This is a genomic window from Mesorhizobium sp. WSM4842 (assembly GCF_055901575.1).
Window position 1 is genome coordinate 3,291,828 of the sequence record NZ_CM148372.1, and the last position, 26,299, is coordinate 3,318,126.

At 62.4% G+C, this 26,299-nt stretch carries 21 protein-coding genes and 2 pseudogenes; 10 read left to right on the forward strand and 13 right to left on the reverse strand.

Going from position 1 to position 26,299, the window contains the following annotated elements:
* Positions 1-4: 4 nt before the first annotated feature.
* The gene (locus tag AC0NIE_RS15850; RefSeq protein ID WP_473487572.1) at positions 5-598 is read left to right on the forward strand and encodes a tyrosine-type recombinase/integrase; all 594 of its coding nucleotides are present in this window, start codon (positions 5-7) and stop codon (positions 596-598) included.
* Positions 599-890: 292 nt separating this feature from the next.
* On the opposite strand, the gene AC0NIE_RS15855 is transcribed toward AC0NIE_RS15850, so the two are convergent.
* Positions 891-2,654: an adenylate/guanylate cyclase domain-containing protein gene (locus tag AC0NIE_RS15855; protein ID WP_473487573.1), complete on the reverse strand. Its 1,764-nt coding sequence runs from the start codon at positions 2,652-2,654 to the stop codon at positions 891-893.
* Between the two features lie 409 nt (positions 2,655-3,063).
* Between AC0NIE_RS15855 and AC0NIE_RS15860 the strand changes: the two genes are divergently transcribed.
* Both AC0NIE_RS15860 and AC0NIE_RS15865 read left to right on the forward strand, forming a co-directional pair.
* Positions 3,064-3,657 carry a tyrosine-type recombinase/integrase gene (locus AC0NIE_RS15860; RefSeq protein WP_474047217.1) on the forward strand — a complete coding sequence of 198 codons (594 nt, stop codon included), beginning with the start codon at positions 3,064-3,066 and terminating at the stop codon, positions 3,655-3,657.
* A 598-nt stretch (positions 3,658-4,255) separates the two neighbouring features.
* Positions 4,256-6,646, forward strand: a complete 2,391-nt coding sequence (locus tag AC0NIE_RS15865; protein WP_473487574.1) for an arylsulfatase — start codon at positions 4,256-4,258, stop codon at positions 6,644-6,646.
* Positions 6,647-7,414: 768 nt separating this feature from the next.
* Here AC0NIE_RS15865 and AC0NIE_RS15870 read toward each other — a convergent pair.
* From AC0NIE_RS15870 to AC0NIE_RS15890, 5 genes and pseudogenes are all read right to left on the reverse strand, one after another.
* On the reverse strand, positions 7,415-7,807 hold the full coding sequence (locus tag AC0NIE_RS15870) for a hypothetical protein (protein WP_473487575.1): 393 nt from the start codon (positions 7,805-7,807) through the stop codon (positions 7,415-7,417).
* Positions 7,808-8,014: 207 nt separating this feature from the next.
* The gene (locus AC0NIE_RS15875; protein WP_473487576.1) at positions 8,015-9,703 is read right to left on the reverse strand and encodes an arylsulfatase; all 1,689 of its coding nucleotides are present in this window, start codon (positions 9,701-9,703) and stop codon (positions 8,015-8,017) included.
* Positions 9,704-10,045: 342 nt separating this feature from the next.
* A pseudogene (locus AC0NIE_RS15880) lies at positions 10,046-10,377 on the reverse strand (response regulator).
* Positions 10,378-10,764: 387 nt separating this feature from the next.
* Positions 10,765-10,971, reverse strand: a pseudogene (locus AC0NIE_RS15885) (SbtR family transcriptional regulator); the annotation flags it as partial.
* Positions 10,972-10,998: 27 nt separating this feature from the next.
* On the reverse strand, positions 10,999-11,463 hold the full coding sequence (locus AC0NIE_RS15890; RefSeq protein ID WP_473487577.1) for a dihydrofolate reductase family protein: 465 nt from the start codon (positions 11,461-11,463) through the stop codon (positions 10,999-11,001).
* A 311-nt stretch (positions 11,464-11,774) separates the two neighbouring features.
* On the opposite strand from AC0NIE_RS15890, the gene AC0NIE_RS15895 reads away from it, so the two are divergent.
* The 3 genes from AC0NIE_RS15895 to AC0NIE_RS15905 all read left to right on the forward strand — a co-directional run bounded on the left by AC0NIE_RS15895 (position 11,775) and on the right by AC0NIE_RS15905 (position 13,618).
* Complete coding sequence (locus AC0NIE_RS15895; RefSeq protein WP_473487578.1) at positions 11,775-12,041, forward strand: hypothetical protein; 267 nt, start codon at positions 11,775-11,777, stop codon at positions 12,039-12,041.
* Positions 12,042-12,325: 284 nt separating this feature from the next.
* Entirely contained in the window at positions 12,326-12,475 is a 150-nt protein-coding gene (locus AC0NIE_RS15900) for a hypothetical protein (protein WP_474047222.1), read from the forward strand.
* 276 nt (positions 12,476-12,751) lie between these two features.
* Positions 12,752-13,618: an SMP-30/gluconolactonase/LRE family protein gene (locus AC0NIE_RS15905; RefSeq protein ID WP_473487579.1), complete on the forward strand. Its 867-nt coding sequence runs from the start codon at positions 12,752-12,754 to the stop codon at positions 13,616-13,618.
* Positions 13,619-13,803: 185 nt separating this feature from the next.
* Here AC0NIE_RS15905 and AC0NIE_RS15910 read toward each other — a convergent pair whose 3' ends face one another.
* Positions 13,804-14,433: a TetR/AcrR family transcriptional regulator gene (locus AC0NIE_RS15910; protein WP_473487580.1), complete on the reverse strand. Its 630-nt coding sequence runs from the start codon at positions 14,431-14,433 to the stop codon at positions 13,804-13,806.
* 277 nt (positions 14,434-14,710) lie between these two features.
* On the opposite strand from AC0NIE_RS15910, the gene AC0NIE_RS15915 reads away from it, so the two are divergent.
* The 3 genes from AC0NIE_RS15915 to AC0NIE_RS15925 are packed head-to-tail and all read left to right on the forward strand — an operon-like array spanning position 14,711 to position 18,494.
* Positions 14,711-15,196 (forward strand): (2Fe-2S)-binding protein, encoded by a 486-nt coding sequence (locus AC0NIE_RS15915; protein WP_473487581.1) that lies wholly within the window; start codon positions 14,711-14,713, stop codon positions 15,194-15,196.
* Positions 15,193-16,176, forward strand: a complete 984-nt coding sequence (locus tag AC0NIE_RS15920; protein ID WP_473487582.1) for an FAD binding domain-containing protein — start codon at positions 15,193-15,195, stop codon at positions 16,174-16,176. The genes AC0NIE_RS15915 and AC0NIE_RS15920 overlap by 4 nt, the downstream gene beginning before the upstream one ends.
* A complete protein-coding gene (locus tag AC0NIE_RS15925; protein WP_473487583.1) occupies positions 16,173-18,494 on the forward strand; it encodes a xanthine dehydrogenase family protein molybdopterin-binding subunit in 2,322 nt (773 codons plus the stop codon). The genes AC0NIE_RS15920 and AC0NIE_RS15925 overlap by 4 nt, the downstream gene beginning before the upstream one ends.
* Positions 18,495-18,660: 166 nt before the next feature.
* On the opposite strand, the gene AC0NIE_RS15930 is transcribed toward AC0NIE_RS15925, so the two are convergent.
* The 3 genes from AC0NIE_RS15930 to AC0NIE_RS15940 form a co-directional block, all read right to left on the reverse strand.
* Entirely contained in the window at positions 18,661-19,176 is a 516-nt protein-coding gene (locus AC0NIE_RS15930) for a nuclear transport factor 2 family protein (RefSeq protein WP_473487584.1), read from the reverse strand.
* A 12-nt stretch (positions 19,177-19,188) separates the two neighbouring features.
* Positions 19,189-19,731: a TetR/AcrR family transcriptional regulator gene (locus tag AC0NIE_RS15935; protein ID WP_473487585.1), complete on the reverse strand. Its 543-nt coding sequence runs from the start codon at positions 19,729-19,731 to the stop codon at positions 19,189-19,191.
* Between the two features lie 285 nt (positions 19,732-20,016).
* Positions 20,017-21,027 (reverse strand): zinc-dependent alcohol dehydrogenase family protein, encoded by a 1,011-nt coding sequence (locus AC0NIE_RS15940; protein WP_473487586.1) that lies wholly within the window; start codon positions 21,025-21,027, stop codon positions 20,017-20,019.
* A gap of 111 nt (positions 21,028-21,138) precedes the next feature.
* Here AC0NIE_RS15940 and AC0NIE_RS15945 point away from each other — a divergent pair, with 111 nt between their 5' ends.
* Positions 21,139-22,077, forward strand: a complete 939-nt coding sequence (locus tag AC0NIE_RS15945; protein WP_473487587.1) for a LysR family transcriptional regulator — start codon at positions 21,139-21,141, stop codon at positions 22,075-22,077.
* 157 nt (positions 22,078-22,234) lie between these two features.
* Here AC0NIE_RS15945 and AC0NIE_RS15950 read toward each other — a convergent pair whose 3' ends face one another.
* The 3 genes from AC0NIE_RS15950 to AC0NIE_RS15960 all read right to left on the reverse strand — a co-directional run bounded on the left by AC0NIE_RS15950 (position 22,235) and on the right by AC0NIE_RS15960 (position 25,884).
* Entirely contained in the window at positions 22,235-23,014 is a 780-nt protein-coding gene (locus AC0NIE_RS15950) for a slipin family protein (RefSeq protein WP_473487588.1), read from the reverse strand.
* Positions 23,011-24,408, reverse strand: coding sequence for an NfeD family protein (locus tag AC0NIE_RS15955; protein ID WP_473487589.1), 1,398 nt, complete (start codon positions 24,406-24,408; stop codon positions 23,011-23,013). Before AC0NIE_RS15955 ends, AC0NIE_RS15950 begins: the two co-directional genes overlap by 4 nt.
* Before the next feature lie 321 nt (positions 24,409-24,729).
* The gene (locus AC0NIE_RS15960) at positions 24,730-25,884 is read right to left on the reverse strand and encodes an IS4 family transposase (protein WP_474047177.1); all 1,155 of its coding nucleotides are present in this window, start codon (positions 25,882-25,884) and stop codon (positions 24,730-24,732) included.
* Positions 25,885-26,299 lie beyond the last annotated feature (415 nt).

The following is a 26,299-nucleotide window of genomic DNA, read 5'->3' on the forward strand; positions in this document are numbered from 1 at the left end:
AACCATGCCCTGGAACAGAAACCATATCGTTGGTCAGAAGCCTCCTCTCAAACCCCATGAGGTCTGGAGCATTCGAGCCCGGCTGCAAGTGTCGGGCGCGATAAGGGACTTGGCACTTTTCGATCTTGCCATCGACAGCAAGCTTCGAGGTTGCGACTTGGTCGCCATCACAGTCGGAGATATCGCAATTTCCGGCACTGTCCGCGATCGGGCCGTGATCATTCAGCGGAAGACCGGGCGACCGGTGCAATTCGAGATCAAGGAGCAAACGCGGGCCGCCGTCGGTGCCTGGATAGCACGGCGCCAACTCACCGAACGAGATTACCTGTTCCCAAGTCGCGCTCGGGCAAAACCGCATATCTCGACAAGGCAGTACGGGAGAATTGTCGACAAATGGGTTTCCTGCATCGGACTGGACCCGAAGCGATATGGCACGCACTCGATGAGACGCACGAAGGTTTCGCAAATCTACAAGAAGACTGGCAACATCCGCGCCGTGCAGTTGCTCCTGGGGCATACCAAGCTTGAGAGCACTGTCGGGTATCTCGGCATCGAAGTCGACGACGCCTTGGCCATTTCCGAACAGGTCGAACTGTAGAGGAACATGGAGCGTCGCCGTGTAAGCGGCGCTCCATGACGCGACCTGCTCGTTCCAATTGACAAGACGAAGGGCGAGATTCCACGCCGTCGCGGACGCTCGTTCGCAAGAAGCTTACGGTGAAGTTTGACCCGTTCCTGCCGTTCCATCGTATCACCTCAAAGTTCCGGATTGGGATGACGAACCGTCATTCATTGCAGCCGACTGATGGACGCATTCGCGCAAAAAAGACTACATTTCGGTCGGCACAGGTCCTGCCTACTTGCGCCCAAAACCGCCTTTGGGTACGCATCTATTGTTCCGGAACACCGGCAGCGCGGAGCGAGGCCAAGTCGGCCGCCATTTGCTCGGTATCGCCGCGGAACTGCGTTCTGAGCCAGGACGTAACGGTGAAGGTGGGCCGCGCCGCGACAAGCTGCATGGCGGTCTCGCGGGCCTCTTCGAGATGTCCGGCCTGTTCCTGGACCATCACGATGTCGGCCAACCCATAGCCGGGACTGCGGGCATGATACGCACGGAACGCCGCAATCGCCTCCTCGGAGCGGCCGGCGAGCCGATAGGCGTTGCCCAGCACGCCGAGAAACCACGCCTGATAATTCGGGCTTAGCGTAATGGCCCTCTCGATCTGGCCGATCCCCTCGGCGGCATGGCCGGAACAAGCGAATACAAAGGCTCCGAACACCAGCACGTCGGGCAGGTTGGGGCCGAGCTTGACAGCCTTCCGGGCAGCGGCGGCTGCCTCGTCGAACCGCGATCTCAGGAGCAAGATCCCGCTGGTGGCGCGATAGGCGTCGGGATTCTCGGGGTCGATCGTCAGCGCCCGCTCGACATAAGCTTCGGCTTTGTTCAATGCAGTTTCGCGGTCTTCGCCCGTCCAACCGTGGCGCGCGTCGGAAAAATGCATGAAGCCGAGCATCGCGTTGAGCGTCGCCGAACCGGGATCAAGCGCGAGCGCCTTCTCCCAGCAGCGGCGGGTCTGGACATGGGCGTTGGTGGTATTCGGACCGCGATAGTGGTGCAGCCCCTGTATCCACAGGCTCCACGCTTCGACATTCGTGGTCGTGGTAAAGCGCAGGCGCGCCTGCTCGCCTTCGGTCAGCCGGACCTGCATCTCGGTCGCGAGCGTCAGCGTGATCTCGTCTTGCACCGCAAAAATGTCGCCGATGCCACGGTCGAAACGATCTGCCCAGATGTGAACCCCTGTCGTGGCGTCGATCAACTGCGCAGTAATGCGGATGCGGCTGCCGGCCTTGCGGACGCTTCCCTCCAGCACGAAGCGCACGCCGAGTTCGCGGGCGACTTGGCGCACGTCCACCGAGCGCCCTTTGTAGACGAAGCTTGAATGGCGCGCGATCACGGACAGGCCGGAGAGCTTTGACAGGGTGGTAAGGATGTCCTCGACCAGGCCGTCAGCAAAGAATTCCTGCTCCGGATCGTTGCTCATGACCGAAAAGGGCAGGACGGCAATAGATGGTTTGTTGGTGCCGAGCGACCGGGTGAAATTGGCCATGGAGCTTGCGGTCGGCGCGGTTTCGTCGCCGTGCCATCGCCACACCCGCAATGGCCGCTCGATGTTCTTGAGTTTGACTTCGCCAGAATCGAGGAACGTCACGCCGACCTTTCCGCTCACCTGGGCATGGACGACCTCCGAGGCAAGAATCCCGCCACGCGGGGCCTGGCCTTCGAGGCGGGCAGCGACATTGACCCCGTCGCCGAATATGTCATCCCCCTCGATGACGATGTCGCCGAGATTGATGCCAATGCGGAACTCGACCGGCCGCTGAGCAGCCGAATTGCGCTCACTCATCGCCCGCTGGATCGCAACGGCGCATTCGACCGCCTCAACGACGCTGCCAAACTCAACCAGTGCCCCGTCGCCCATCATTTTGACAATTCGGCCATGACGAGCAGCGACGGCGGGATTGAAAGTCTCGCTCCAAATCTGCCGCAGCGCAGCGATCGTGCCGACCTCGTCGGTCTCCATCATGCTGCTGTACCCGGCGACATCGGCGGCGAGGATGGCGGCGAGCCGGCGCGTGATCTGCTGTTCCGTCATGCGGACCCCACAGGCGTTTCGCACCACTAGCCTTGGCTAGGATGTCGTACTGTACGGGATATTCGTCATTTCTAATAGATCGTCGAAGACTGACTACGGCCTCGCATGCGATTCAGACCAGGGTCATCTAGGGACATCAGTACCGGTTCACGACAGACGCAAATGAGTCAAATTGCCTCGCAGCGCGCCCGCCGCGGAACGGCTGCCTAACATCGAAAGCGGTAATTCGCAGGCCAGGCGATGAACGCCGGCTACTGGCGCAGTGCGTCTGTTGAGTGATTGACCTCGCGACGGTCCGAAGCCGGTGGCAATCAGGTCAAATCCTTTGAGGCGACCTGAGATCGGGCGGTAAAGTTCGCTGGCTCAATGCGAGCGCTGCGGCTGCGGAGGGCGGCATGGGAGAAGAACCATGCCCTGGAACAGAAACCATATCGTTGGTCAGAAGCCTCCTCTCAAACCCCATGAGGTCTGGAGCATTCGAGCCCGGCTGCAAGTGTCGGGCGCGATAAGGGACTTGGCACTTTTCGATCTTGCCATCGACAGCAAGCTTCGAGGTTGCGACTTGGTCGCCATCACAGTCGGAGATATCGCAATTTCCGGCACTGTCCGCGATCGGGCCGTGATCATTCAGCGGAAGACCGGGCGACCGGTGCAATTCGAGATCAAGGAGCAAACGCGGGCCGCCGTCGGTGCCTGGATAGCACGCTGCCAACTCACCGAACGAGATTACCTGTTCCCAAGTCGCGCTCGGGCAAAACCGCATATCTCGACAAGGCAGTACGGGAGAATTGTCGACAAATGGGTTTCCTGCATCGGACTGGACCCGAAGCGATATGGCACGCACTCGATGAGACGCACGAAGGTTTCGCAAATCTACAAGAAGACTGGCAACATCCGCGCCGTGCAGTTGCTCCTGGGGCATACCAAGCTTGAGAGCACTGTCCGGTATCTCGGCATCGAAGTCGACGACGCCTTGGCCATTTCCGAACAGGTCGAACTGTAGAGGAACATGGAGCGTCGCCGTGTAAGCGGCGCTCCATGACGCGACCTGCTCGTTCCAATTGACAAGACGAAGGGCGAGATTCCACGCCGTCGCGGACGCTCGTTCGCAAGAAGCTTACGGTGAAGTTTGACCCAAGGCGGTCATTGCTGACTTTACCTGCGAATGTCTCGAAGTGACCTATCCGGACCATCGAGCCTTCGTAGGCAGCGACTGCGGTCTGCACGCAACTTCGCAACAGCTTCACCAAAGGGCAATATCCTTGCCAGCCGTTTGTAGGGTAACGTTGGGTAATTGGCGGAAGTGGGAGAAGACGGAGAGGAGTCTATCCCTGATGCAAATTACCTAGTCGCAGCCGTCATGGTCTGCGCCGCACTGATGCCGCCGAGCATCGCAGCCGCCCAGACGGGGCTATTCCTCCGTCGATCAGGCAACTGGATCAAACCGATCCGAAGAAAGGCTGGTTATTCGTCGTCCTGCGCCTCTACCGCCTGCTAGAGTCATTCTTCGCCAAGGAGTGGCGCCCGAGCGAGTTGGAAATGGTGCAGTAGCCGGGCCGCCGGCGACGCGGCAATTACTATGCTGAGCGGGAGTGCAAACCATGAAATCAACTGTGATGGCATCGACTGCCATTCTGACAATCATCATCGGCTGCGGCCTAGCGAGCGCACAGCAAATCACCGGTACACCGGGCACCCCGGACGCCACGACGACAGTGGACGGGCGATACCTCCCCAATCCGCCGCCGGCATTCGGCGGTGAGATCGGCATGAGCGCGAAAGATTCGAAGCCATATTGGCCGCCGCAGATCGTGCCGCCCAAGGGCGCACCGAACATCCTGTTGATCATGACCGACGATGCCGGCTACGGGGTCCCGGGAACCTTCGGCGGCGTCATTCCCACGCCGGCGTTGGATCAGATCGCGCAAGCGGGTCTCCGCTACACGCAGTTCAACTCCACGGCGCTCTGCTCCCCTACGCGCGCCGCACTGATTACCGGTCGTAATCACCACTCCGTGGGTTTTGGCGTGATATCCGAACAGGCCACCGGTTATCCCGGTTATGATTCCATCCTCGGCCTCGATAACGCCAGCGTTGGCCAAATCCTGAAAGACAACGGCTATGCGACGTCCTGGTTCGGCAAGAACCACAACACGCCTAGCTATCAATACAGCCTGGCGGGCCTCTACGACCAATGGCCCTCGGGAATGGGTTTCGAGTATTTTTATGGCTTCATGGGCGGCGAGACCGACCAGTGGACGCCCTACCTGTTCCGTGACCATACGCAGATTTTTCCATGGATCGGAAAACCCGGTTACAACCTCACCACCGACATGGCGGATGAGGCGATCAGCTACGTGCGAAACCTTAGCGTGGTCGCGCCCGACAAGCCGTTCCTCCTCTACTACGTGCCTGGCGGCACCCACGCGCCGCATCATCCGACCCAGGAATGGATCGACAAGTTCAAGGGCAAGTTCGACATGGGCTGGAATGCCATGCGCGACGAGATATTCGCCAACCAGAAGAAGCTCGGCGTGATTCCGTCCAACACGCAACTGACGCCGTGGCCCGACGATCTGCCCAAATGGGATACGCTCGATGCCGACAGCAAGAAGCTCTTCGCGCGCCAGGCGGAGGTCTATGCGGCCTATGTGGCCTATACCGACAATGAGATCGGACGGGTGATCCAGGCGGTCGACGATTTGGGCAAGCTCGACAACACGCTCATCATCTACATCGAAGGCGACAATGGCACCAGCGCCGAAGGTTCCACCGTTGGTACGCCGTTCGACCTGGCCGCGATCGAAGGCATCAATGTTCCGGTCGAGGAGCAGTTGAAGTATTACGATGTCTGGGGTTCGGACAAGACCCAACCGCACATGTCGGTGGCGTGGTCTTGGGCCTTCGACACGCCGTTCAAATGGACCAAGCAGGTGGCGTCGCATTTCGGCGGCACCCGGCAGGGCATGGCCATCGCCTGGCCCGCGCGCATCAAGGACGCCGGCGGCATCCGCACCCAGTTCCACCATATGATTGACATCGTGCCGACGATCCTCGAATCGACCGGCATTCAGGCTCCGGTGATGGTCAACGGCGTGGCGCAGAAGCCGATCGAAGGCGTTTCCATGGCTTACACCTGGGACAAGGCGAACGCCAATGCTCCGTCGACGCGCACGACGCAGTATTTCGAGATGTTGGCCAACCGCGCCATCTACCACGACGGCTGGATCGCATCCACGACGCCGCCTCTCGCGCCCTGGTTGCTGGGGTTAGGCAAGATGCCCGACGTGGTCAACGGCTACACTTGGGAACTCTACAATCTCAGCGAGGATTACTCGCAGAACAACGACCTCGCGTCCAAGATGCCTGACAAACTTCAGGAGATGAAGGAACTGTTCCTCGTCGAGGCGACGAAGTACAACGTATTTCCGCTCGACAACGACTTTCTCCAACGCGTTCTCTCACCACGGCCGAGTGCCACAGCAGGGAAAACCCTATTTACCTACTCGGGTGAATTGTCCGGGCTTCCATCCGGAAATGCGCCTGACGTCGTCAACAAATCCTACTCCGTCACAGCCGAGGTGGAGGTTCCGCAGGGCGGCGGCGACGGGATGCTGGTTACCCAGGGCGGCCGCTTCGGCGGTTATGGGCTTTACCTGCTGAAGGGCAAGCCGGTCTTCCTCTACAACCTCTTGGCGCTGGAAAAATTCCGTTGGGAAAGCCAGGACGCGCTCACCCCTGGCAAGCACACCATCGTCTTCGACTTCAAATACGACGGCGGCGGCGCCGGCAAGGGCGGCACCGGTGTCCTGAACGTCGATGGCAAGGAAGTCGCCAGTCAAAAGGTCGCGCACACCGTGCCCTTCCTGATGACGATCGACGAGACCTTCGATGTTGGCGTCGACACCCGCAGCGGTGTCGAGGACAAGGATTACCAGGTGCCGTTCCGATTCACTGGAACCATCGACAAGCTGTCGGTGCAGTTGAACTGAGGGGGGCGGCCAGACCGGATCAAGCTGAACCCCAGCTAGCGACGCCTTCGCCGTTCAGCTGGGGAGCAGCCTGGTGGTGCAATATGACTCGGATGGCCCCGAGTCGCGCTTGAATGTCCGCTATCAGGTCACAAGCGTAAGTTTAAGGGAGCGCATCAGGAGGTCCGGACCTGGCGCAACGTGCTCGTTCTGGCGGTTGAGCCGAATGGCAACTTCCCATCCATTTCGGCCGTTGGCGGCGGCCAGCTGGTAGAGTTTTGACCTTAGAACGTGTGAGATCGCCGCCGCCGGGACGGCCGGTCGCCGGCACCCGCTCCGCCGGGTTGTCGGTGGCGGGGGTAGGGGTGGCTTGTGGGGCCCCTATCAGGCGCGCCCGGCCCCTCGTTCAGGTTCAGGACCCTCGTAGCCGCCTCTCTCGCCCCCAAAACCCAAATCGTCCGAAAGACGGAGTTCGACCCCAACGGCGTTGCGAATGGCAGCAATGCGTCGATGTCGGCCGTTGAGGTTAGCTTTGCCACCGCCTGAAAGCAGCCTTACCGGTGAGCACGCCGGAGGTCGCGGTTGCGCCAATTTCAGACTTTCGTGGACGCTGCCGCAAAAGGTCGTGTCCGACTCGCGAGCAGACATTCGCGCCGGAATTCTGCCCCACGGTGGCGACTCCCTCCGGACACGATGCAAGGCGGCTTGGCGAAGTGAGGAGGTGTTCGCGGCCCTTTGACGAATGGACCTCGGCCAGAACCTCCCGTCGAGCTGCTCGCTGAGGTTCCTCTAATTCGAAGGCGAGAGGGTTTGCGCCTTATCGGAGGATGCAAATTCCATCGTGAACGGCTGTCCCCCAATCCCTTGGGCCAAGGTGGGAGACAGTTCAACGGGCGTGCATCGATCCACCGCGTCCATGGCAGCAGCGACAAACTGCTGACGAACTTGCTCATCGGCCGCGACATTGATGAATGTCGATTGTGGCGGCCCAACCAGCGATCCATCGCTCTTTAAGCTGAAACTCAGCGTAACGGTGGACTTTTCAACACCGGCCGGTGGTTTCCAGCATGACATGATGGCCGCTCCGACCTCGTCCATCGTCGTGAGAGGGTCCGCATGTGTTGTCAGCGGCACCAAAATTATTGCAGCGGAACAGCAAACAATTCGCTTGAGGCTTTTCATGGCACGCTCTGGACAAACACTAGCAGGGCGGCCACGAGGCCAGGCACCCGCGCCATAGCTAGTTTAACAAAATCCCACGTCGCAAACACTAGTGACCTTCTTCGTTGTTGCTCGGTTCCTGGCTCGCATTTCGAGACATCCGGCTGATTTGCTTTGGAACCAAACGGGCGGCCCAGGAGGATCCGCCCGTCGCGTCGCACGTTTGCCTTAGTTGCCTGGCTTGTTCTTGATCACCTTTTCGATCTGCTGCTTCACAGCTTCCAGGTTGAAGGAAGCCGGGTCCTGCATTGGCGGATAGTCGATCGCCGTGAGGGCCAGTTTCCCCACTTCTTGCTGAACGGTGACGAACCGCCAGAACTCGCGCGCAAAGAAGTCGTTCATATACCCCCCGCCGAGATCATTGAGGCTTTGCTCGCCAATCGATGGCGTCCGCTCGAAGGGATCCTGGCGGATGTTGACCATCGTGGGCATGTCGGTTGTCACCTTCGCGCCAGGCCAACCCTGCGGCTGTTGGTAGAACTGGTACTTGAAGTTGTCGATGCGGATAGCACCCAGCGCGGCCCCACCGAAGTAGAAGAATTCATGGCGTGCGGAAGGCCCTTTGCCCTCAAGCAGGTCAAGCTGGTTGTAGCCGTCGAGGTGGTTCTTGTAGGTCGCGTCACCCAGCTTCACGCCCTTCAGAAGCTGGTCGGTGATGTCAGGATTGCCCGACGCCGCCACGAGCGTGGGGAACCAATCCAGCGCCGAAAAAATGCCATTCTCGACCGTGCCCGGCTTGACCTTGCCCGGCCAGCGGATGATTGCCGGTGCGCGGAAGCCGCCTTCCATCACCGTACCCTTGGTGCCCTTGAACGGGGTCATGCCGCCATCGGGCCAGGTAAATACTTCGGCGCCGTTGTCCGTGGTGAAGATGACGATGGTGTTGTCAGCCTCGCCCGCATCCTCCACGCATTTCATAATCGCGCCGACGCTGTCGTCCAGCTGGGCCATGCCGGCCTCTTCGAGGCCGTAGTTGGTGTCGCTGTTCATGAGAGCCTGATACTTGGGCGACAGAAACGTCCAGACGTGCATGCGCGTTGTGTTGTGCCAGACAAAGAACGGTTTGCCGTCGGTTTTGGCTTTGTCCATGAAGTCGCACGAAGCCTTGACCAGCACTTCGTCGAACGTTCCCATTTCGTATTTGGCCTTGGGCGTTATGTCGTGCATGTTCGGCACGTTGGTCATGTCGGGATAGGGCGCAAGGGGACCCTCATCCACGATCCTCTGCTTGCCGATTTTGCCCCAGCGCGGCTGTTTGGTCGCGTCGTCCGTATCGGTTGCGTATGTGTGAACGAGGTTTCGCGGGCCGACTTTGTCGCGGTACGACTGGTCATTCGGAAACGAATACCAGTAGGGATCCGACATCGCGTCGAGGTGGTACAGATAGCCAAAAAATTCGTCGAACCCATGCAGGGTCGGCAGAAACTTGTTCAGATCACCGAGATGGTTCTTACCGAACTGGCCGGTGGCGTAGCCCTGGGTTTTGAGGGCTGCGGCGATGGTCGCGGCCTGGGCCGGCATGCCTACGTCAGCACCGGCCTGACCGACGGTCGTCAAGCCTGTGCGCAGTGGTATCTCACCGGTGATGAAACTTGCCCGACCAGCAGTGCAACTCGCTTCCGCGTAATAGTCGGTAAACCTCATTCCCTCCGAGGCAAGCCTATCTAGGTTCGGCGTCTTCCCGGACATGATGCCCTGATGATAGGCGCCGATATTGAACCAGCCAACGTCGTCGCCCATGATTACCAAGATGTTGGGCTTGGCCTGGTCCTGTGCCTGGACCATCGACGTGCTGCTGAGTAGGGCGGCGCCGAATGTCATCGCCGCCGCGGTACAAGTTGCTGTTGCTGCTCTCATGTCATTAGTCCTCCTCGGGGCACGCCTTGCCTATGTGGGCGAGGGTACCGTTTCGAATGGCCCGTAGGTTCGGTGAGACTCGCCTGACCGAGCGGGCCTGAACGTGTTCGGGTCACAACCCTCCCTTCCGTTTGTACGCGACCTTCGCGGCAAGACTGGTCCTTATCGTCACTGCAGATGACGTTACGACAGTGCAACTTGATGCCATCACGTCAATCTTACGTTGTCCGCCGTCGAAGCGATATTGGCCTTTGGGGAAGTGCCGCCTGTTGAATGCAGATTAGTTCGCCGGCCCTCCCAGGCCCTTAGCGACTGCCATCCGTCCAGGCGAACGTGAGACGCCTAGGCGGGCCGCACCCTGGCCAGTTTCGTGACAGCGTCGATCAGCAATCCAGCCGGAAATGGCTTACGCAGGAAGGCGATACAACTCAATTGAGTGGCAGCCCTCTCGATCGTGTCGTCGTCGGTCGCCGTGATGAGATGACGGGCAGGCTTGAACCCGCGGCCGTCAGGCGGCTTCGTAATTCGAGCCCGGACATGCCAGGTAGATCAATATCGAGCACAACGCAGGCCATCCGACTCCATGTATCGCCACCGAGAAAGGCTTCGGCTGAAGGAAATTCCTCCACCGCAAAGCCGTGCGCGTTCAACAGGCGCAGGAGGCTCCGGCGCATACTGGGATCGTCTTCCACGACCGCGACCGAGTAAGGCCGCTCCACGTGTTAGCTCCCTCCCAAATTATTTGCTGCTGGATGCTGGTATCCGGCAAGATCCACGGTGGGACGAAATTAGAGCGTTGCCTATTGCACTTTGGGGAAGTGGCCGACGACCGCTTGCATCCACTTAGCGGATGTTCAACCTAGTGGCGGCTACGTCCGGGATGGGTCAGGTCACGACAATACTGGCACCGGACTGAATGTCCGCTCTTGAAGATCGGCAGCCGGAGGCTGCTAGTCCGCTGTCGGCCCCCAAAAAGCGACGTCCGAGTAGTGGCTTGGCGATGTCCGTAGTTGGCGCGTAGCCGACTTCGTTCTAGCGCCGCGCTTTCGGCGGCCCAGCCTTCACCCACTACCCTTGGTGCCCTTGCCAGCCCCAAACCTCAACCCGTCCATCAGCAGCGACACCAGCCGGCGGGAGCGGTCGCGCCAGTCCTCGGTGTCGGGCGCTGAATAGATGCCGCCCAGCGCGTCGGAGGCGTCGACGTCGCTGCGGATCGAGCCATCGGCCACCGCCGCTTCGATCAGCTGCCGCAAAGTCGCAGAAAATGCGGACTGGAACTTGGGTCGCGACGTGGTCTAAATGTTCCCCGGATCGAAACGAGCCGAGCCTTCATTGGTCGCGTGATTTCTGGCAACCTCGCCACCTCCCGTAAGCCATCTTGCATCGAACCAGCGGTCCGCCGGCCCGTCATAGGGCAGCCGGGTGACATCCCAGTGGCTGACGAAGCGCGCATAGGCGTCCCACACCGGTGGACCGCCGCCGATGAAAACGACACGGCCGGCAAAGCGTTGGAGCGTGTCCTCGGGATCCATGCTGGAGCGAACAACGACAAGTTCCCGATCCGCGCGAGCAAAATCCGGAATGCTCGCGATCGTCTTGGGGCCGGCGAGCAAGACGTGCCCTCTGGTGAGGTCGAAAAATCGTGCAACGTCGGCGACGAACTCCGGCGACCGGTTGCCTTCCCATGGGAGGCCGCCTTTGAGGCCGAGCTGCCCCGCTTGGCCGATGGCACAGACAACCCTAACGACAGTCTTCATCATGAGTACTCCATCGATGGCCGACTAATCGCATTTGCTAGGTCTGCACGTCATGCGGCGCAACGGGGTTCCGTAAGGTGTTGGGTCCGACAACCGCCTGAAACGTCGATTGTTGTCTGCGGACGCTTCGGCAATGAGATGGCACCATTTCTGTCTGTCCCAAGGTGAGAAAAGCATTTCGCGGCACTTCGGGCAAATGCGGCATAGCAAGGTTGCAGCGGTGTTCGGGTGCCGAACGACCTCCGAAGCGCTCGTCTAATACTTTAGTTGTAATCTCTCGCGTGTTTGATATCGTGACAGCGGGAGGAATTCAGATGGCGGTGGAGTGCACATCCGCGCCCCATATGGGCGTTTTTTCAACCATTGAACTGGATCTCTTGAGGGGTGTGGTTCGGGAAATTTTGCGGTCCGGCGAAGCGGAGCTTGACGACGAGGACGCCGAAATGATCGCGCGCGTCGTCATCGCAACCTACAAGGACGGCGCCTCGGGTCGCGAGGAATTGCTTGAAGCCGCCCGGATTGCCGCCAGGCGCTGCGCTCTCGACCATTTTTACGATCGAGCAGTCGGCTTGTTCGCATAGGATTTCGCACCGGACGCAATTCAGGGCGGAGTTACTTGCTCCGCTGGCATTCCGTTATCGAATGGGGCGACAGCCGCATTCAGGTGAGGTTGAGGATGTCATCGCGGCGCGGCAAGCGCGCGAATTTACCCGTCAGGACCTGTGTTTACCTGCCCTGGTTGTCGGCGGTTGCGTCGGTGCTGCTACGCTGGGCGTTAACGCCGTCACTCTGTTGCTCGGCCCACCCACCCGGACCGGTCGGAAAGCTCGGCTCTCCTTCCGCCTCTAGGCTCTCGTGGAACTCAGTGGCAGGTCTTTCCTGGGTATTGGCGGCCGCTCGACAGTATGGCTTGCCCGATTTCGGCAATATCAACGATCCGAGCCTTGAGCCGATGATGCGTTCGGCGAACCGCATCGGCCGTCCGCACAAGGCGACAGGCTGGCGTTTCGATTAGTAGGCGTCGCTTTCGAACACCGGCCTCTCGCGCCGAGTACAGCGTCGCGGGATGTCCGGCGTTGCTTTTCGTCCGCAGTACGGCTCCCAGGACAAGTTGACGTTGGAACTGCCATTCATCTGGGGAATTGTAAAGTTGACGAGGCTAAGCAGAAATCGCTCTGACAGATGGACTTGTCAGAATCGAAGCTGCAACCCTACGCTTTGCATAAGCGACGAAGCAATGTTCGGTTGCGCTTACCCGGATACACAAGAAAAACAATATAGGGAGGTTATCATGATCAAGTTGCAGTCAGTTCTATTTTCTATTCTACTACTAGGAGTGGCAGGCTCACCTGCGAAAGCGGAGGAGGTCTGGTCGCTTGACGGATTCAAGGCCCCGGAGAGCGTATTTTTCGACGCCAAGCGGAACATCTTCTACCTCTCCAACATTGTTGGCGACCCCGCCGGCAGGGATGGGGTCGGATACCTTTCGAAGGTTTCGCCTGACGGAAAGTTGCAGGCAGCCGAGTGGGTGACCGGCCTTAATGCGCCCAAGGGATTGGTGATGCAAGGCGATACGCTTTTCGTCACCGACATCGATCGGCTTGTGGCCGTCGACGTCGAGAGCGGTAAAATCACTGGAACGTGGCCTGCCGAAGGCGCTCAGTTCCTGAATGATCCCGCCGTCGACGAGGCGGGTCGTGTCTTTGCTTCCGACATGCTGGCGAACAGGATTTATGTTCTGGACAATGATGCTCTCTCCGTCTGGCTCGAGAGCGAGGATCTTCTGCATCCGAACGGTCTGCGTGTCGAAGACGGTCGCCTCCTCGTCGCCGGCTGGGGTCGCGACATCCAGCCGGATTTTTCGTCCAAGACACCCGGCCATCTGATCGCGGTCGACCTGAAGACGAAAGCCATCTCTGACATCGGGTCCGGCGAGCCTGTTGGAAATCTAGATGGTCTAGAATCGGACGGAGCAGGGAATTGGCTGGTTACCGATTGGGTCGCAGGGGCGCTCTTTCGCATTCATCCGGATGGAAAAGTCGAGCAACTGATGGACCTCAATCAAGGCAGCGCCGATCTGGAATTCATGGAAGAAAAGAACCTGGCAATCATCCCGATGATGATGGACGGCAAACTGGTCGCGACTCGACTGGATTGAGCAACTTGGGAAGAGGCTTGCATAGCCCTCTCCCCAACTGGCCGCACGGGATCGGCCTTGGCCCCCTTGGGCGCAAGGTCTGAGAGGGGGTCGAAAACGCGATATTGGTGGCGGTACTCGCGAACGCCCGGAAATGGCGCAAAGCGGACTTCGTCCCCAGCGCCGCGCTTTCGGCAGCCCAGCCTTCACCCGCCCTTCGCGGACTTGCCAGCCCCAAACCTCAACCCGTCCATCAGCAGCGAGACCAGCCGGCGCGAGCGGTCGCGCCAGTCCTCGGTGTCGGGCGCCGAATAGATGCCGCCCAGCGCATGCAGAACGTCGGAGGCGTCGACGTCGCTGCGGATCGAGCCGTCGGCCACCGCCGCTTCGATCAGCTGCCGCAAGGCAAGTGTTACCCGGGTGGACATGTCCGAGAACAGGGTTGAATTGGTGTTGAGCAGGATACGCAGGCTCGTCGCCAGCCCGCGCTTGGTGGCGATGTAGTCGACGAAGCGCTGCATCCACTGTTCGAGCGCAACGTCGGGCGGGTGGTGAAGAGTGAGCTCGTCGGCGGCCGCGCACAGGCTTTCCACTTCGCGCCGGTAGACCACCTCGACCAGATGCTCGCGCGTCGGAAAATGCCGGTAGAGCGTGGCGATGCCGACGCCGGCCTGGCGCGCGATCTCCTCCAGCGAGGCATCGGCGCCATGCGTGGCAAAGGCCGCTGCTGCTGCCTCGACCAGCGCGTGGCGGTTGCGCTGCGCATCGGCGCGCAGCGGTTTTGCCGCTGTCGCGTCGGGCTCGTCTTTGGCGGTTGCGGGCGGCTGCGAAGCCAAAATTTTCTCCACTGCAAATACGGGGCTTGAACCCGACGGGTCCACCCCCCACGTAACAAACGGAGGCGCCTCCGTTTTAGTGGAGCACCTTTATCATATAACCAGGGGACCGGTATGTCACGTGTCGAGAGCTTGCAAGCCGGCGAGAGCGTGATCTCCCCCTCGAGGGGGAGATTATGCGCTCCGCCGCTTTCGCCGATCTTCCCCGGCCTTGCCGCTCGCCGGCCGGGCACCAGATCATCCCCCTTCGCGTCAAGCAACTGGAGCCAGACGCCCCATGACAAGCAAAACCCGAACTCCCATCCAACTTCAAATCAACGGACATCGCCATGAACTGGAGGTCGAGCCGCGCGTCACGCTGCTCGACGCCTTGCGCGATCATCTCGGCCTGACCGGCACCAAGAAAGGCTGCGACCAGGGCCAATGCGGCGCCTGCACCGTGCATGTCGACGGCCAGCGTGTGCTGGCCTGCCTGACGCTCGCCGCCCAGGCCGAGGGCAGGGCGGTCACATCAATCGAAGGGCTTTCTGACGGCGACGGCACGCTGCACGCGGTGCAGGCCGCTTTCCTCGAACAGGACGCCTTCCAGTGCGGTTACTGCACGCCGGGCCAGATCATGTCGGCTGTCGCCTGTATCCGCGAGGGCCATGCCGGCTCGGATGACGAGATCCGCGAATATATGGCCGGCAATCTCTGCCGTTGTGGCGCCTATCCGCACATCGTCGCCGCCGTGCGCCAGGCGGCACTGGAGGTCGCGTCATGAGGGATTTTTCCTATCTGCGCGCCAATTCCATCGATGCGGCACGCCAGGCGGCGGCGCTGCCCGGCGCCATGCTGCTCGCCGGCGGCACGACGCTCATCGATCTCGCCAAATGCGGCGTCACCGAACCCGAAACCGTGGTCGACATCACCCATCTCAAGGGACTGGATGGGATCACGGTCGATGACCGGGGCGCCACGATCGGAGCGTTGGCAAGGATGAGCAGCGTCGCCGACCATGCCGAGATAAAAAGCCGGTTCCCCGCCGTCTCGGATGCGCTGTGGCAGGCGGCCTCGGCGCAGCTCCGCAACATGGCGACCATCGGCGGCAATCTGATGCAGCGCACGCGCTGTCCGTATTTCCGCGATCCGGCGAATTTTCCGGCCTGCAACAAGCGTATGCCCGGCAGCGGCTGCTCGGCGATCGGCGGCGTCACCCGCGGCCATGCCGTGCTCGGCACCAGCGAAGCCTGCATCGCCAGCTATCCCGGCGATCTGGCGACAGCGCTGGTCGCCTTCGACGCAACAGTCCATCTCGGCGATCGCCAGGTCGCGGTCGATGACTTTTTTCTCCTGCCGGGCGCCACGCCCGACAGGGAACATGCGATCGCGCCAGGCGAGATGATCACCGCGATCAGCATTCCTGCTTCCGCCGCAGCACGACGTTCGACCTATCTGAAGGTCCGCGACCGGCAATCCTACGAATTCGCCGCTGCAAGTGCCGCCGTCGGCATCGAATTCGAGGCCGACGGAAGGACGATCCGTGACCTGCGCGTGGCGCTCGGCGGTGCCGCCACCAAGCCGTGGCGCGCTCGCGCCGTGGAAGAGGCGCTGAAAGGCAAGCTGCTGGAGGCTGATATCGTCAAGCCAGCCAGCCAACTCGCCGTCGAGGGCGCCGTCGACCACGGCGGCAACCACTACAAGATCGAACTGGCGCCGCGCGTCGTCGCCCGCGCCATCCTCAAGATGGGAGAAACGGCATGACCGTTCACGACGTCAGATCAAGACATGGTGATTCGAAGAGGGGCGACGCTTCCGACGGCGCCATCCTCGCGGAGGCAGTGGGCGGGCGGCTGTCGCGCGTCGATGGCCCGGCCAAGATCACCGGTGCCGCAAAATACGCCGTCGAGCAGCAGCTCGAAGGGCTCAGCCACGCCGTCCTCGTCGAGAGCACGATTGCCGCTGGCAAGGTGCGTTCGATCGATACGGCCGCGGCTGAAAGCGCGCCGGGCGTGCTTCTGGTGCTGACGCCGGACAATGCGTTGCGCCTCAACACCGCGACGGACTGGCTGGGCACGCCGCCGCCGGATATTCCCTATTGCCCGCTGGCGCGCGACATCACCTTCAGCGGTCAGCATGTCGCGGCGGTGGTGGCCGAGAGTTTCGAGCAGGCGGTCGCGGCCGCAGCACTGGTCAAGGTCGCCTATGACGAGACGCCGGCAATCGTCGACCTCGACGATCCAAACGCCGGCGACGGCATTCCGGTCGACACGATGACCAAGGAATGGGGCGATGCGCAAGCGGCTTTCGCCGCCGCCCCGGTGCGGATCTGCGCCGCCTACAACACGCCGCGCGAATACCAGGCGCCGATGGAGCCGCACGGCCTGATCGCGCACTGGCAGGGCGACCAACTGACCGTGTGGGAGCCCAGCCAATGGCTCGACGGCATGGCGCGGACCTATGCCGAATGGTTCGGCGTGCCGTTCGAGAATGTGCGCCTGGTCTCGCCCTTTATCGGCGGCGGTTTCGGCTCCAAGGCGTTCGCTTACGGCTACGGCGCGGTGGCGGCGATGGCCGCGAGAATGCTGGGACGGCCGGTGAAGCTCGCGGTCACCAGGCCGCAGACGTTCACCGCCTATGGCGGACGGGCGGCGACGCGCCAGACGGTGGCGCTCGGCGCCGACGCAGAGGGACGGATCCAGTCGATCGTGCATCGCGGCGTCAACGAGACCTCGGTCGACGGCATGTGGGTCGAGCCGCTTGGTTCGGTCACCTCGATCATGTATGCGACACCGAATTTCTCGTCGCGGCAGAACGTCGTGCGGGTGAATACGGTGGTGCCGGGGGCGCTGCGCGCGCCGGGCGAGAACCCGAGCGCCTTCGGCATCGAAAGCGCGATCGACGAACTGGCTTACGAGGTCGGCATCGATCCGCTGGAAATCCGGCTCAGGAACTATGCCGAACAGGATCCGGAGGCGAACAAGCCGTGGTCGACACGCCAGCTGCGCGAGGCCTTCGCTGCCGGTGCCGAGGCCTTCGGCTGGTCGAAACGTGCGCCCGAGCCGCGTTCGATGCGCGACGGCAACCAGCTGATCGGCTGGGGTGTTGCCTCCGGCACCTATCCGGTGCGGCGCGCCTATGGCGAGGCGATGGTGCGCATCCTCGCCGACGGCTCGGTCGAGGTCGAAAGCTCGAGCATCGACATGGGGCAGGGCACCTATACGATCCTGGCGCAGACCGCCGCCGAAGTGGTGGGCGTGCCGGCTGAGAACGTCGTGGTGAAGCTGGGAGACTCGCGCTATGCCCGCGCCGGCGTCACCGGCGGTTCGCGGCTGGCCGGCGTGATGACGGGCGCGGTGCACAAGGCGGCGACCGCCGCGCTCGACCAGCTGGTCGGGCTGGCGATCAGCGATCCAAATTCACCGTTCCATGCGCTGCAGGCCAACACCCTGGTCGTTGCCAATGGCCGCATCGCTTCACCGCGTGGCGACGGCCCTGAAGTCTCGATCGCCGAGCTGCTCGGCAGCGTCGGACGCAGCCAGATCGAGGCGATGGGCGACACCATGCCGGCCAATTCGACGGCTGACGATCGCTACAAGAACTACACGACCATCGCGACGGCGCTGTCGCACACCGAGGGCGACTATTCCCGCCACAGCTGGTGCGCGCATTTCATCGAGGTGCGCGTCGACGAGGATTTTGGCACGGTTCGCGTATCGCGCGTGGTGTCGGCGCTGGATTCAGGCCGGCTCTACAACCCCAAGCTCGCCGAAAGCCAGTGGAAGGGCGGCATCATCATGGGCATCAGCCAGGCGCTGCTGGAGGAAGGCATCGTCGACCGCCGCCACGGCCGCATCGTCAACAACAATTTGGCCGACTATCTCATCGCAACCAATGCCGACATTCCCGACATCGAGGTGATCTCGGTCGGCATCCCCGACCCGCATTCCTCGGCGCTCGGCGGCAAGGGTGTGGGCGAACTCGGCATCGTCGGCGTGGCGCCGGCGATCGCCAATGCGGTGTTCCACGCCACCGGCAAAAGGGTGCGGGATCTGCCGATCACGCTGGAGAAGCTGATTTAGGGCGAGACGGCGAAGTAGCCAATCTCTCCCACACGGGAGGAGATCGGCCGTCATCCTGGGCTTTCGCCAATCTCCAACGTTGCAAAGACAGCGCCCACACAGTGACACCACCAGGCTCCCCCCAAGTGGGGGGAGATCGGCGGCTTCAGCGTCTGATCTGCTTCAATCAAAACATCCCGTTCTGGTTGAGCGGCTGTTCCGGGATCGGCTGGATGACGTCCCAGTGCTCGACGATCTTGCCCTCCTCGAGCCGGAAGATGTCGACGATGGCCGAGCCGCGGTCGCCCGGCACGCGCACGCCATGCGTGTGCGCGATGATGAAGTCGCCGTCGGCGAAGACCCGCTTGACCTCGGCGCGCAGGCCGGGGAAGTTTTCCCGTAGGAAGGCGAGGAAGTCCTTGAAGCCTTCGATGCCGTCGGCAATCAAGGGATTGTGCTGGACGTAGCGGCTGCCGAGGAACTTCGAGGCGGCCTTGAAATCCGTCCGGTTGATGGCGGCTTCATAGAAGGCAAGAACGGTCGCTTTATTGGCCTCGAGTTTCAAAGCCTCGGAGTCGATTTTGTTCGCCAGCGATAAGGTCATGATGGTTTCTCCAGTTTGCGGTTGAAGACGACGGTATTCTTGAACTAAAGGTACAAAATTGGTCGTGACGAAAGAGCCCGATTGCCGGTGCCCGATCATGGTTTTTCCTGGCTAGATCAACGACATCACGGCATGCACGACGCGGTGCAAATGCTCGGTTCGGTCGGACATTTTTGCGATCACGGTCATACCCAGGATCGTCGTCATCAGCAGGCTGGCCAACGCCTTGGCATCACGGCCGGCATCGAGCTCGCCATTGCGCTGCCCCTCCTCGATCGTCGCCAGCAGCGCGCGTTCCATGCGCTCGAAAATGGAGCGCACGATCGCGACAGCGGCCTCGTCGCGCCCACCAAGCTCTGCCACCGTGTTCACCCCCATGCAGCCGCGTCGCCGCAGAAGGGTGAGCTCCGGTGCGGCGAGCCGCTCAAGCGCCGCCTGTAGCCGCGCCCTTGCCGGCCCGGGCCGATTCAGCACCGCAGTGAGAGCCGCCACGCGCGCATCACCGTAATGGCGCAATGCCTGCTCGAACAGCGCCCGCTTGTTGTCGAAGGTGTTGTAGAGGCTGCCCTTGCCGATGCCGAGCGCGTCGACGAGGTCGGCCGGGGTCGTCGCGCCATAGCCCTGGCGCCAGAACAGATCCGTCGCGGCGGCCACAGCGGCCTCGGGGTCGAATTGCTTCAGTCTTCCCATGGCCGATGGTGGTAGCGATTTTGTACTTGTAGGTCAAGAAAAATCGATGAAGCTGCGGGCAGGGCAGAGGGGGTGCTGTCCCTCCGGCCTGTCGGAGAATCGTAGCGTACCTTCCGGCAGGTTGGATGGAACACATCAAGTAGGGAAGGGCTGGCGATCCTGCACACCCCCTCTGTCCTGCCGGACATCTCCTCCAACAGGGGGAGATCGGCAGCTTCATCCGCTTTCGCCAATCGTTAAATCATCCACTCACCACTCCAACCGAAACGCCAGCTTGCCGAAATGCCGGCCGCCGGCCGCCATGTGCGCGTAGGCCTCGGCCGCTTGGTCCTGGCTGTAGACCGTGTCGATGACCGGCTCGATGCCGGCGGCGCCGATGGCGCGGGCGGCGTCGCGCAGGTCGGATACCGAGCCGGTGTTGTTGCCCACCACCCTAAGCGCCTTGATGATGATCGGCAGCAGATCGACCATGGCCTCGGCGCCGGTGACGAAGCCGATGGTGAATAGCGTGCCGCCTGGCGCCGTGGCGTTGACCGCGCGGACGAAGGTGGCCGAGCCGCCGGTCTCGACGATCAGGTCGGCGCCGAGGTCGTCGGTTAGTTTCAGCACCTTGCCGTCCCAATCCGGCGTCGTGCGGTAGTTGATGAGGTGATCGGCGCCGAGCGCCCTGGCGCGTTCCAGCTTTTCGTCCGACGACGAGGTGATGATGACGGTGGCGCCGGCCGCCTTGGCCAATTGCAAGGTCAAGATCGAGACGCCGCCGGTGCCTAGCAGCACAACGACCGACCCCGGCCCGACATCGGCGGCGCGGATCGCGTTCCAGGCGGTGGTCGCGGCAATTGGCAGCGTCGCCGCCGCTTCGAAGGACAGATGCGCCGGTGTCGGCACGACGGCATTGGCTGGCAGCGCCACATATTCGGCGAGCGATCCGGGCAGCGTCAGGCCGCGCATCTGCGTCATCTCGTAGGGTCGCGGACGGCCGCCGATCCAGCGCGGTTTCGCATGGGCGATAACGCGGTCGCCCACGGCGTATTTGGTGACGCCCTCGCCGAGCGCGGCGATCTCGCCGGCGCCGTCTGCGACCGGAATGAGCGGGAAGCCCGGCCCGGGATAATTGCCGCTCGCCACCGCGACATCGACGAAATTTAGGCTCGCGGCGCGCAGGCGGACCAGCACTTCGCCGCGCTGCGGTTCAGGTGTGGCAACGGTGGCCGCGCGAAAGGCGTCCAGTCGGGGTGCAGTCAGTTCGATGGCTTTCATGGTCTCACTCCGGTTGATCGGCCGACGGGCCAATTCGTTGGGATTGAGTGAAACTAGCTGCTGCGCTATCCATGCATAATCTTCTGTTTTTGCATTTGAGTTTTGCGCATTATGCAGCAATCCCATGAGCCAGCAGCACTCGCCGAAATGGCCGCCTTCGCGGCGATCGCCGAGGCACGCTCCTTCACCAAGGCGGCGGCGCGCGTCGGGCGCGACGCGACGATCCTGTCGCGGCGGCTTGCATCGCTTGAGGAACGGCTCGGCGTGCGGCTGCTGCACCGCACGACGCGCAGCGTGTCTCTGACCGAGGCGGGCGCCGAGTTCCTCGTCCGCGTCCGCGCCATTCTGGCCGCGGTCGACGAGGCGGAGAGCGTGGCCTCGGCGCATGCCGGCGGCGGGGCGCGCGGCGTGCTGCGGCTGGCCCTGCCCGGATCGTTCGGGCGCATGTGGATCGGGCCGCTGCTGCCGCAATTTCTCGCCGAATTTCCTGATGTTCGCATCGAGGCCGAGTTCTCCAACCGTTTCGTCGATCTCGTCGCCGAGAATTTCGACGTCGCCGTCCGTCTCGGTGCGCTGGAGGATTCGCGCCTGGTGGCGCGCAAGGTCGCGACGCGGCGCCGGCTGCTGTGCGCCGCACCGTCCTACCTCGCTCGCCGGGGCACGCCCGCCACGCCGCAAGCGCTCCTTGAGCATAGCTGCCTGGGTTTCACTGGGTTCCAAACCTTTCCGACCTGGGAGATGACCGACAGCACGGGCCGCCGCGTCCAAATCGACGTCTCAGGGCCGCTGGTTACCGACGATGCCGAGGTGCTGGTCGAAGCCGCCGTGCAAGGCGTCGGCCTGATGATGAGCACCGACTGGCTGGTCGGGCGCGAGCTCGCCGACGGGCGGCTGGTGCCTGTTCTGGAGGACTGGACGCTTGCCGACGAAGGCGCGGTCTATGTCGTGATGCCTTCAGCCAAGGGGCAAGCGGCCAAGACGCGCGCCTTCGCCGACTGGATCGGCAAGCGATTCGCACCGGAGCCGCCATGGCGGCGGGAAAGGTGCTGATCTCCCCCCTTGAGGGGGAGATGTCGCCGAAGGCGACAGAGGGGGGTCGCCGCGCGTGGAGCGCCAGCGCCGTCTCGTGGGGGAAGGCGTCGGCGACCCCCTGGCCGCTTCGCGGCCAACTCCCCCTCAAGGGCCCGCAAGGGGGGAGATTGCGCGCTCAGCCGCCTGCGCCTCCGCCTCCACCGCTCTGCAGTTTCAAAAACTGCCCCAGCAGATCCATCGGCACCGGAAACACCACAGTCGACGAGCGCTCACCGGCGATGTCATGGAGCGCCTCGAAATAGCGCAGCTGCATGGCCTGCGGTGTCTCGGCCAGCATCTTGCCGGCCTCGACGAGTTTTGCCGCCGCCTGCTGTTCGCCGTCGGCATTGATTACTTTGGCACGCCGCAGCCGTTCGGCTTCGGCCTGCTTGGCGATGGCGCGGACCATGTTCTCGTTGAGGTCGACATGCTTGATCTCGACATCGGAGACCTTGATGCCCCAGGCATCGGTCCGCTGATCGAGGATCTCCTGGATATCACTGTTGAGCTTGTCGCGTTCGGCCAGCATTTCATCGAGCTCATGCTTGCCGAGCACCGAGCGCAAGGTGGTCTGTGCCAGCTGGTTGGTCGCGGCCATGAAATCCTCGACTTGGATCACCGCCCGCTCGGCGTCGACGATACGAAAATACAGCACCGCATTGACCTTCACCGAGACGTTGTCGCGCGAGATCACGTCCTGCGGCGGCACGTCCTGGACCACCACCCGCAGGTCGACCTTCACCATCTGCTGCACGAACGGGATGAGGATGATCAGGCCGGGGCCCTTGACCCCGGTGAAGCGGCCGAGCGTGAAGACCACGCCGCGCTGATATTCCCTCAGGATGCGAATGGCCGCGGACAGGAACATGACCACGACGAGCGCTGCTACCAGATAGGCCACATAACCGAAGATCATTGCCTTGCTCCATCGCTTCGCACATTGCGGCGCCGTATCGTCAGAACGAGACCCCTGACCTCAGCCACCTCGACGCTGTCGCCCACTGCAAGGGGTTCGTCGGCCGTCGCCCGCCAGCGCTCGCCCCGGGCCAGCACGTGGCCCTCGTTGCCCTCCCAGTCGAGGACCTTGGCCGGCAGCCCTTGCATGGCCTGTGCGCCAACACGCGGAAGGTTCTTGCGGGCCGCCCACAGATAGCTGCCGGTCAGCAGCGCCAGGCCGAGCGTCAGGACGGCGGCGGTGCCGATGACGGCCCACGACATCTCGAAGCCTGGCCCCTCGATCCTGAGCAGCATGGCAGCGCCAAGCAGAAACGCAGCCACGCCTCCCAGCCCAAGCACCACTGTGGGATTAAAGACCTCGACGACGAGGAAGATGATGCCAAGCAGCATCAAGGCAAGGCCGGCATAGCTGATCGGCAGGAGATTGAGCGCATAGAGCCCGAGCAGCAGGCAGATCGTTCCGATCACGCCGGGCGCAACCGCGCCCGGGCTCGTGAACTCGAAGACGAGGCCATAAACCCCGATCAGCATCAGGATCACGGCGATGTTCGGGTCGGTGATGACGGCGAGAAGCCGGATGAGCCAGCCAGGCTCCAGCGTTTCAACCGGCAGCCCTTTGGTCGCCAGCACCTCTTTCCTGCCGGCGATCTCGACCGTCCGGCCGTCGGCCAGCTGAAGCAGTTCGGTCGTGTCGCGGGCGACGAAGTCGACGACACGTTCCTGCAGTGCCGCGCTGGCCGACAGGCTGGCCGCCTCGCGCACGGCCTTTTCACCCCAATCGGCATTGCGCCCGCGCAGTTCAGCCAGGCTGCGGATCAGGGCAACCGCGTCGTTCGTCGCCTTGGCGATCATCGCATCGCCCGACGGTGGGTTCTTCGGGTCCTTGCCGGCTTCCGGGCCATTGTTCTTGTCGTCGCCGCCGGGAAAGGATGGCAGCGGCCCGCCCATCTCGATCGGCGTTGCCGCGCCCAGATTGGTGCCGGGCGCCATCGCCGCCACATGGGTTGCGTAGAGGATGTAGGTTCCGGCGCTCGCCGCATGCCCGCCGGCGGGCGCGACATAGCCGATGACGGGAACCGGCGAGGCGAGGATGTCGGCGATGATCTCGCGCATGCTGGTGACCAACCCGCCGGGCGTGTTCATCTGCAGGATGAAAACCTCGGCGTTTCGCTCCGCGGCGACCGCCAGCGCTTCCTCGAACTGCATGGCGCTAGCCGGGCCGATGGCGCCGTCTATCTCGATGCGCAGCGCAATCCTCTCCTGCCCGTTCGCCTCTCCGGTTGCGGAAGAGGAACAAACAGCCACAGCGGCTACAAAAGCCGCGGCAATCAGGGCTACACGCGCGAGTTTCACGCTCAAAGCTCCCTATCAGGGATATGGGCCAGATTTTGCCGAAATCCATGCTGCGTCGCGGCGGGTGAAGCTGATCCAGGACAACGGGGCGTTGAAGCTGCCGATCTCCCCCCTTGCGGGGGAGATGCCTGGCAAGGCAGAGGGGGGGCTGTCCCATAGGCGCTAACTTAGGGCATGAGCGTTATCCTTGCTGCGGCGGATTGGCTTTTTCGTCGCCTCGGTGGATCGCAGACGTGGCGGATGATTTCGGCAAAGCGCGCCACGATTTTTCCCGGCCGCATCACGATCAGTATGGCGTTGAGGATTGCAGGACGCAGGAGACTATGCAGCCTCCAAAGGGACAGCGATTGCGCTGTGGGTGGTTTCATCTTCACAGGGGGGAGAGTCGAGAACGTCGGTGACGGCCTCGTCGATCATCAGCGCCAGGATCAGATGGGCTGTCAGCCAGCTTCGAGCGAGCCGCTCATCGCGTGCGGGAAGCTTATGGATACCCATTCCACTCTTGAGCCGCTTGAAGGCGAGTTCGACTTGCCAGCGCAGCCGATAGGTTTGCAGAACCTCGTCGGCCGCCAATTCATCGGCTGGGATCGACGTCAGCAGCATGACGAAGCCTGCTGCGGTGAGGGTCATCGGGTGCAGCCTCTTGCTGCCACGTCGCTGATGCCCTCGCCTTGCCGCCTTCTGTGCTTTTTGCGTGGCCTCCTCATCCTTGCGCTTGACGATGAGCCTCGCCGGCAAGAGCGGCTTGCCTCGGCTCTTGCTTGTGCGGCCTGAATGCTCCAGGAGCACGCTCATCTCGCAAACTTCACCGGGCTGCAAGGGCTCAAAGATGGCGTTCCAGTCGACCCGTTGCCCTTCGGGCGTGGTCAGCCGAACACTGTTCCAGCCCGTGCGCACGATGAAGTCGCCGCCCGCCGCCACCACCTTTTCAAGGGACGGGGTACGAGCGTAGGCGCGATCGCCGACAACGATGTCGCCTTGGCGAAGCGGAACACGAAAGAAGCCTTCACCGCCGCGAGCGTCGCTAATCTCCAGATGCGTGAACCGCGCAAGCGCAGGTTCGTAGGTGGCGTGCAGCCGCCAGTCCGTGCCGGCACTGCCGGGGTGCGAGATCGAACTGCCATCGACGACGCGCAGCCGACGCCCCGTCGCCGCGGTACTTTTGACACAAGCGTTTTCCAGCAAGGCGCCTGCGATGCAGCCAAGCCAATCGGCCGCTCCACGCAAGCGCTTCAAAAGAGCAACATCGGAAAGGCTCGCAACGTCGTTCATCCCGGCCCAGGCGGCCGCCGAGCGCAGGCTCATCCCGCCGGGGCCATAGGCCAAGGCCAGACGCAGCAATGTCGCTGCGTCCGCAACATTGCGACGACGTACCAGCGCTCCCGTCGCTCGCGCCGTCGTGTCAAGATCAACACATTGCGACAGTCTCGAGATCAGAGCCTGCCAATCGCTTTCAATCGAATCATTCCTCTGCATCTGGCCTAGGAATCACATCTCGATTCCACCAGTCTACCCCTAAGGTTAGCGCCTATGGGGGGCTGTCCCTCGAACTCTCGAGCCTAGGTTCCTCGCCCACCTCGAAGCGGGGGAGAGGTGGCCGCCCACGGGTCTTGCCTTTGGCAAGCCCGAGGACAGGCTCCGCGGCCGGAGAGGGGGCTTTCGTAGTGCGCGATTCCCCCTCTCCGTCTCGGCTTCGCCGAGCCACCTTGTATGGGGCTTTCGCTGTCAAGGGGCCTTTTCAAGGCGGCCATCCCTTTGTTCGACGGTTTGGCGGCCATCCCTCCGTCCCGACCTGCTTTTGGAGGGAGCGTCGCGCGCAGAGCCTGTCCAGGATGCCGCTTGCGGCACCGGCGGAGCCGGCGCGGGCACGCGTCCTGGACGGGGTCGAGCC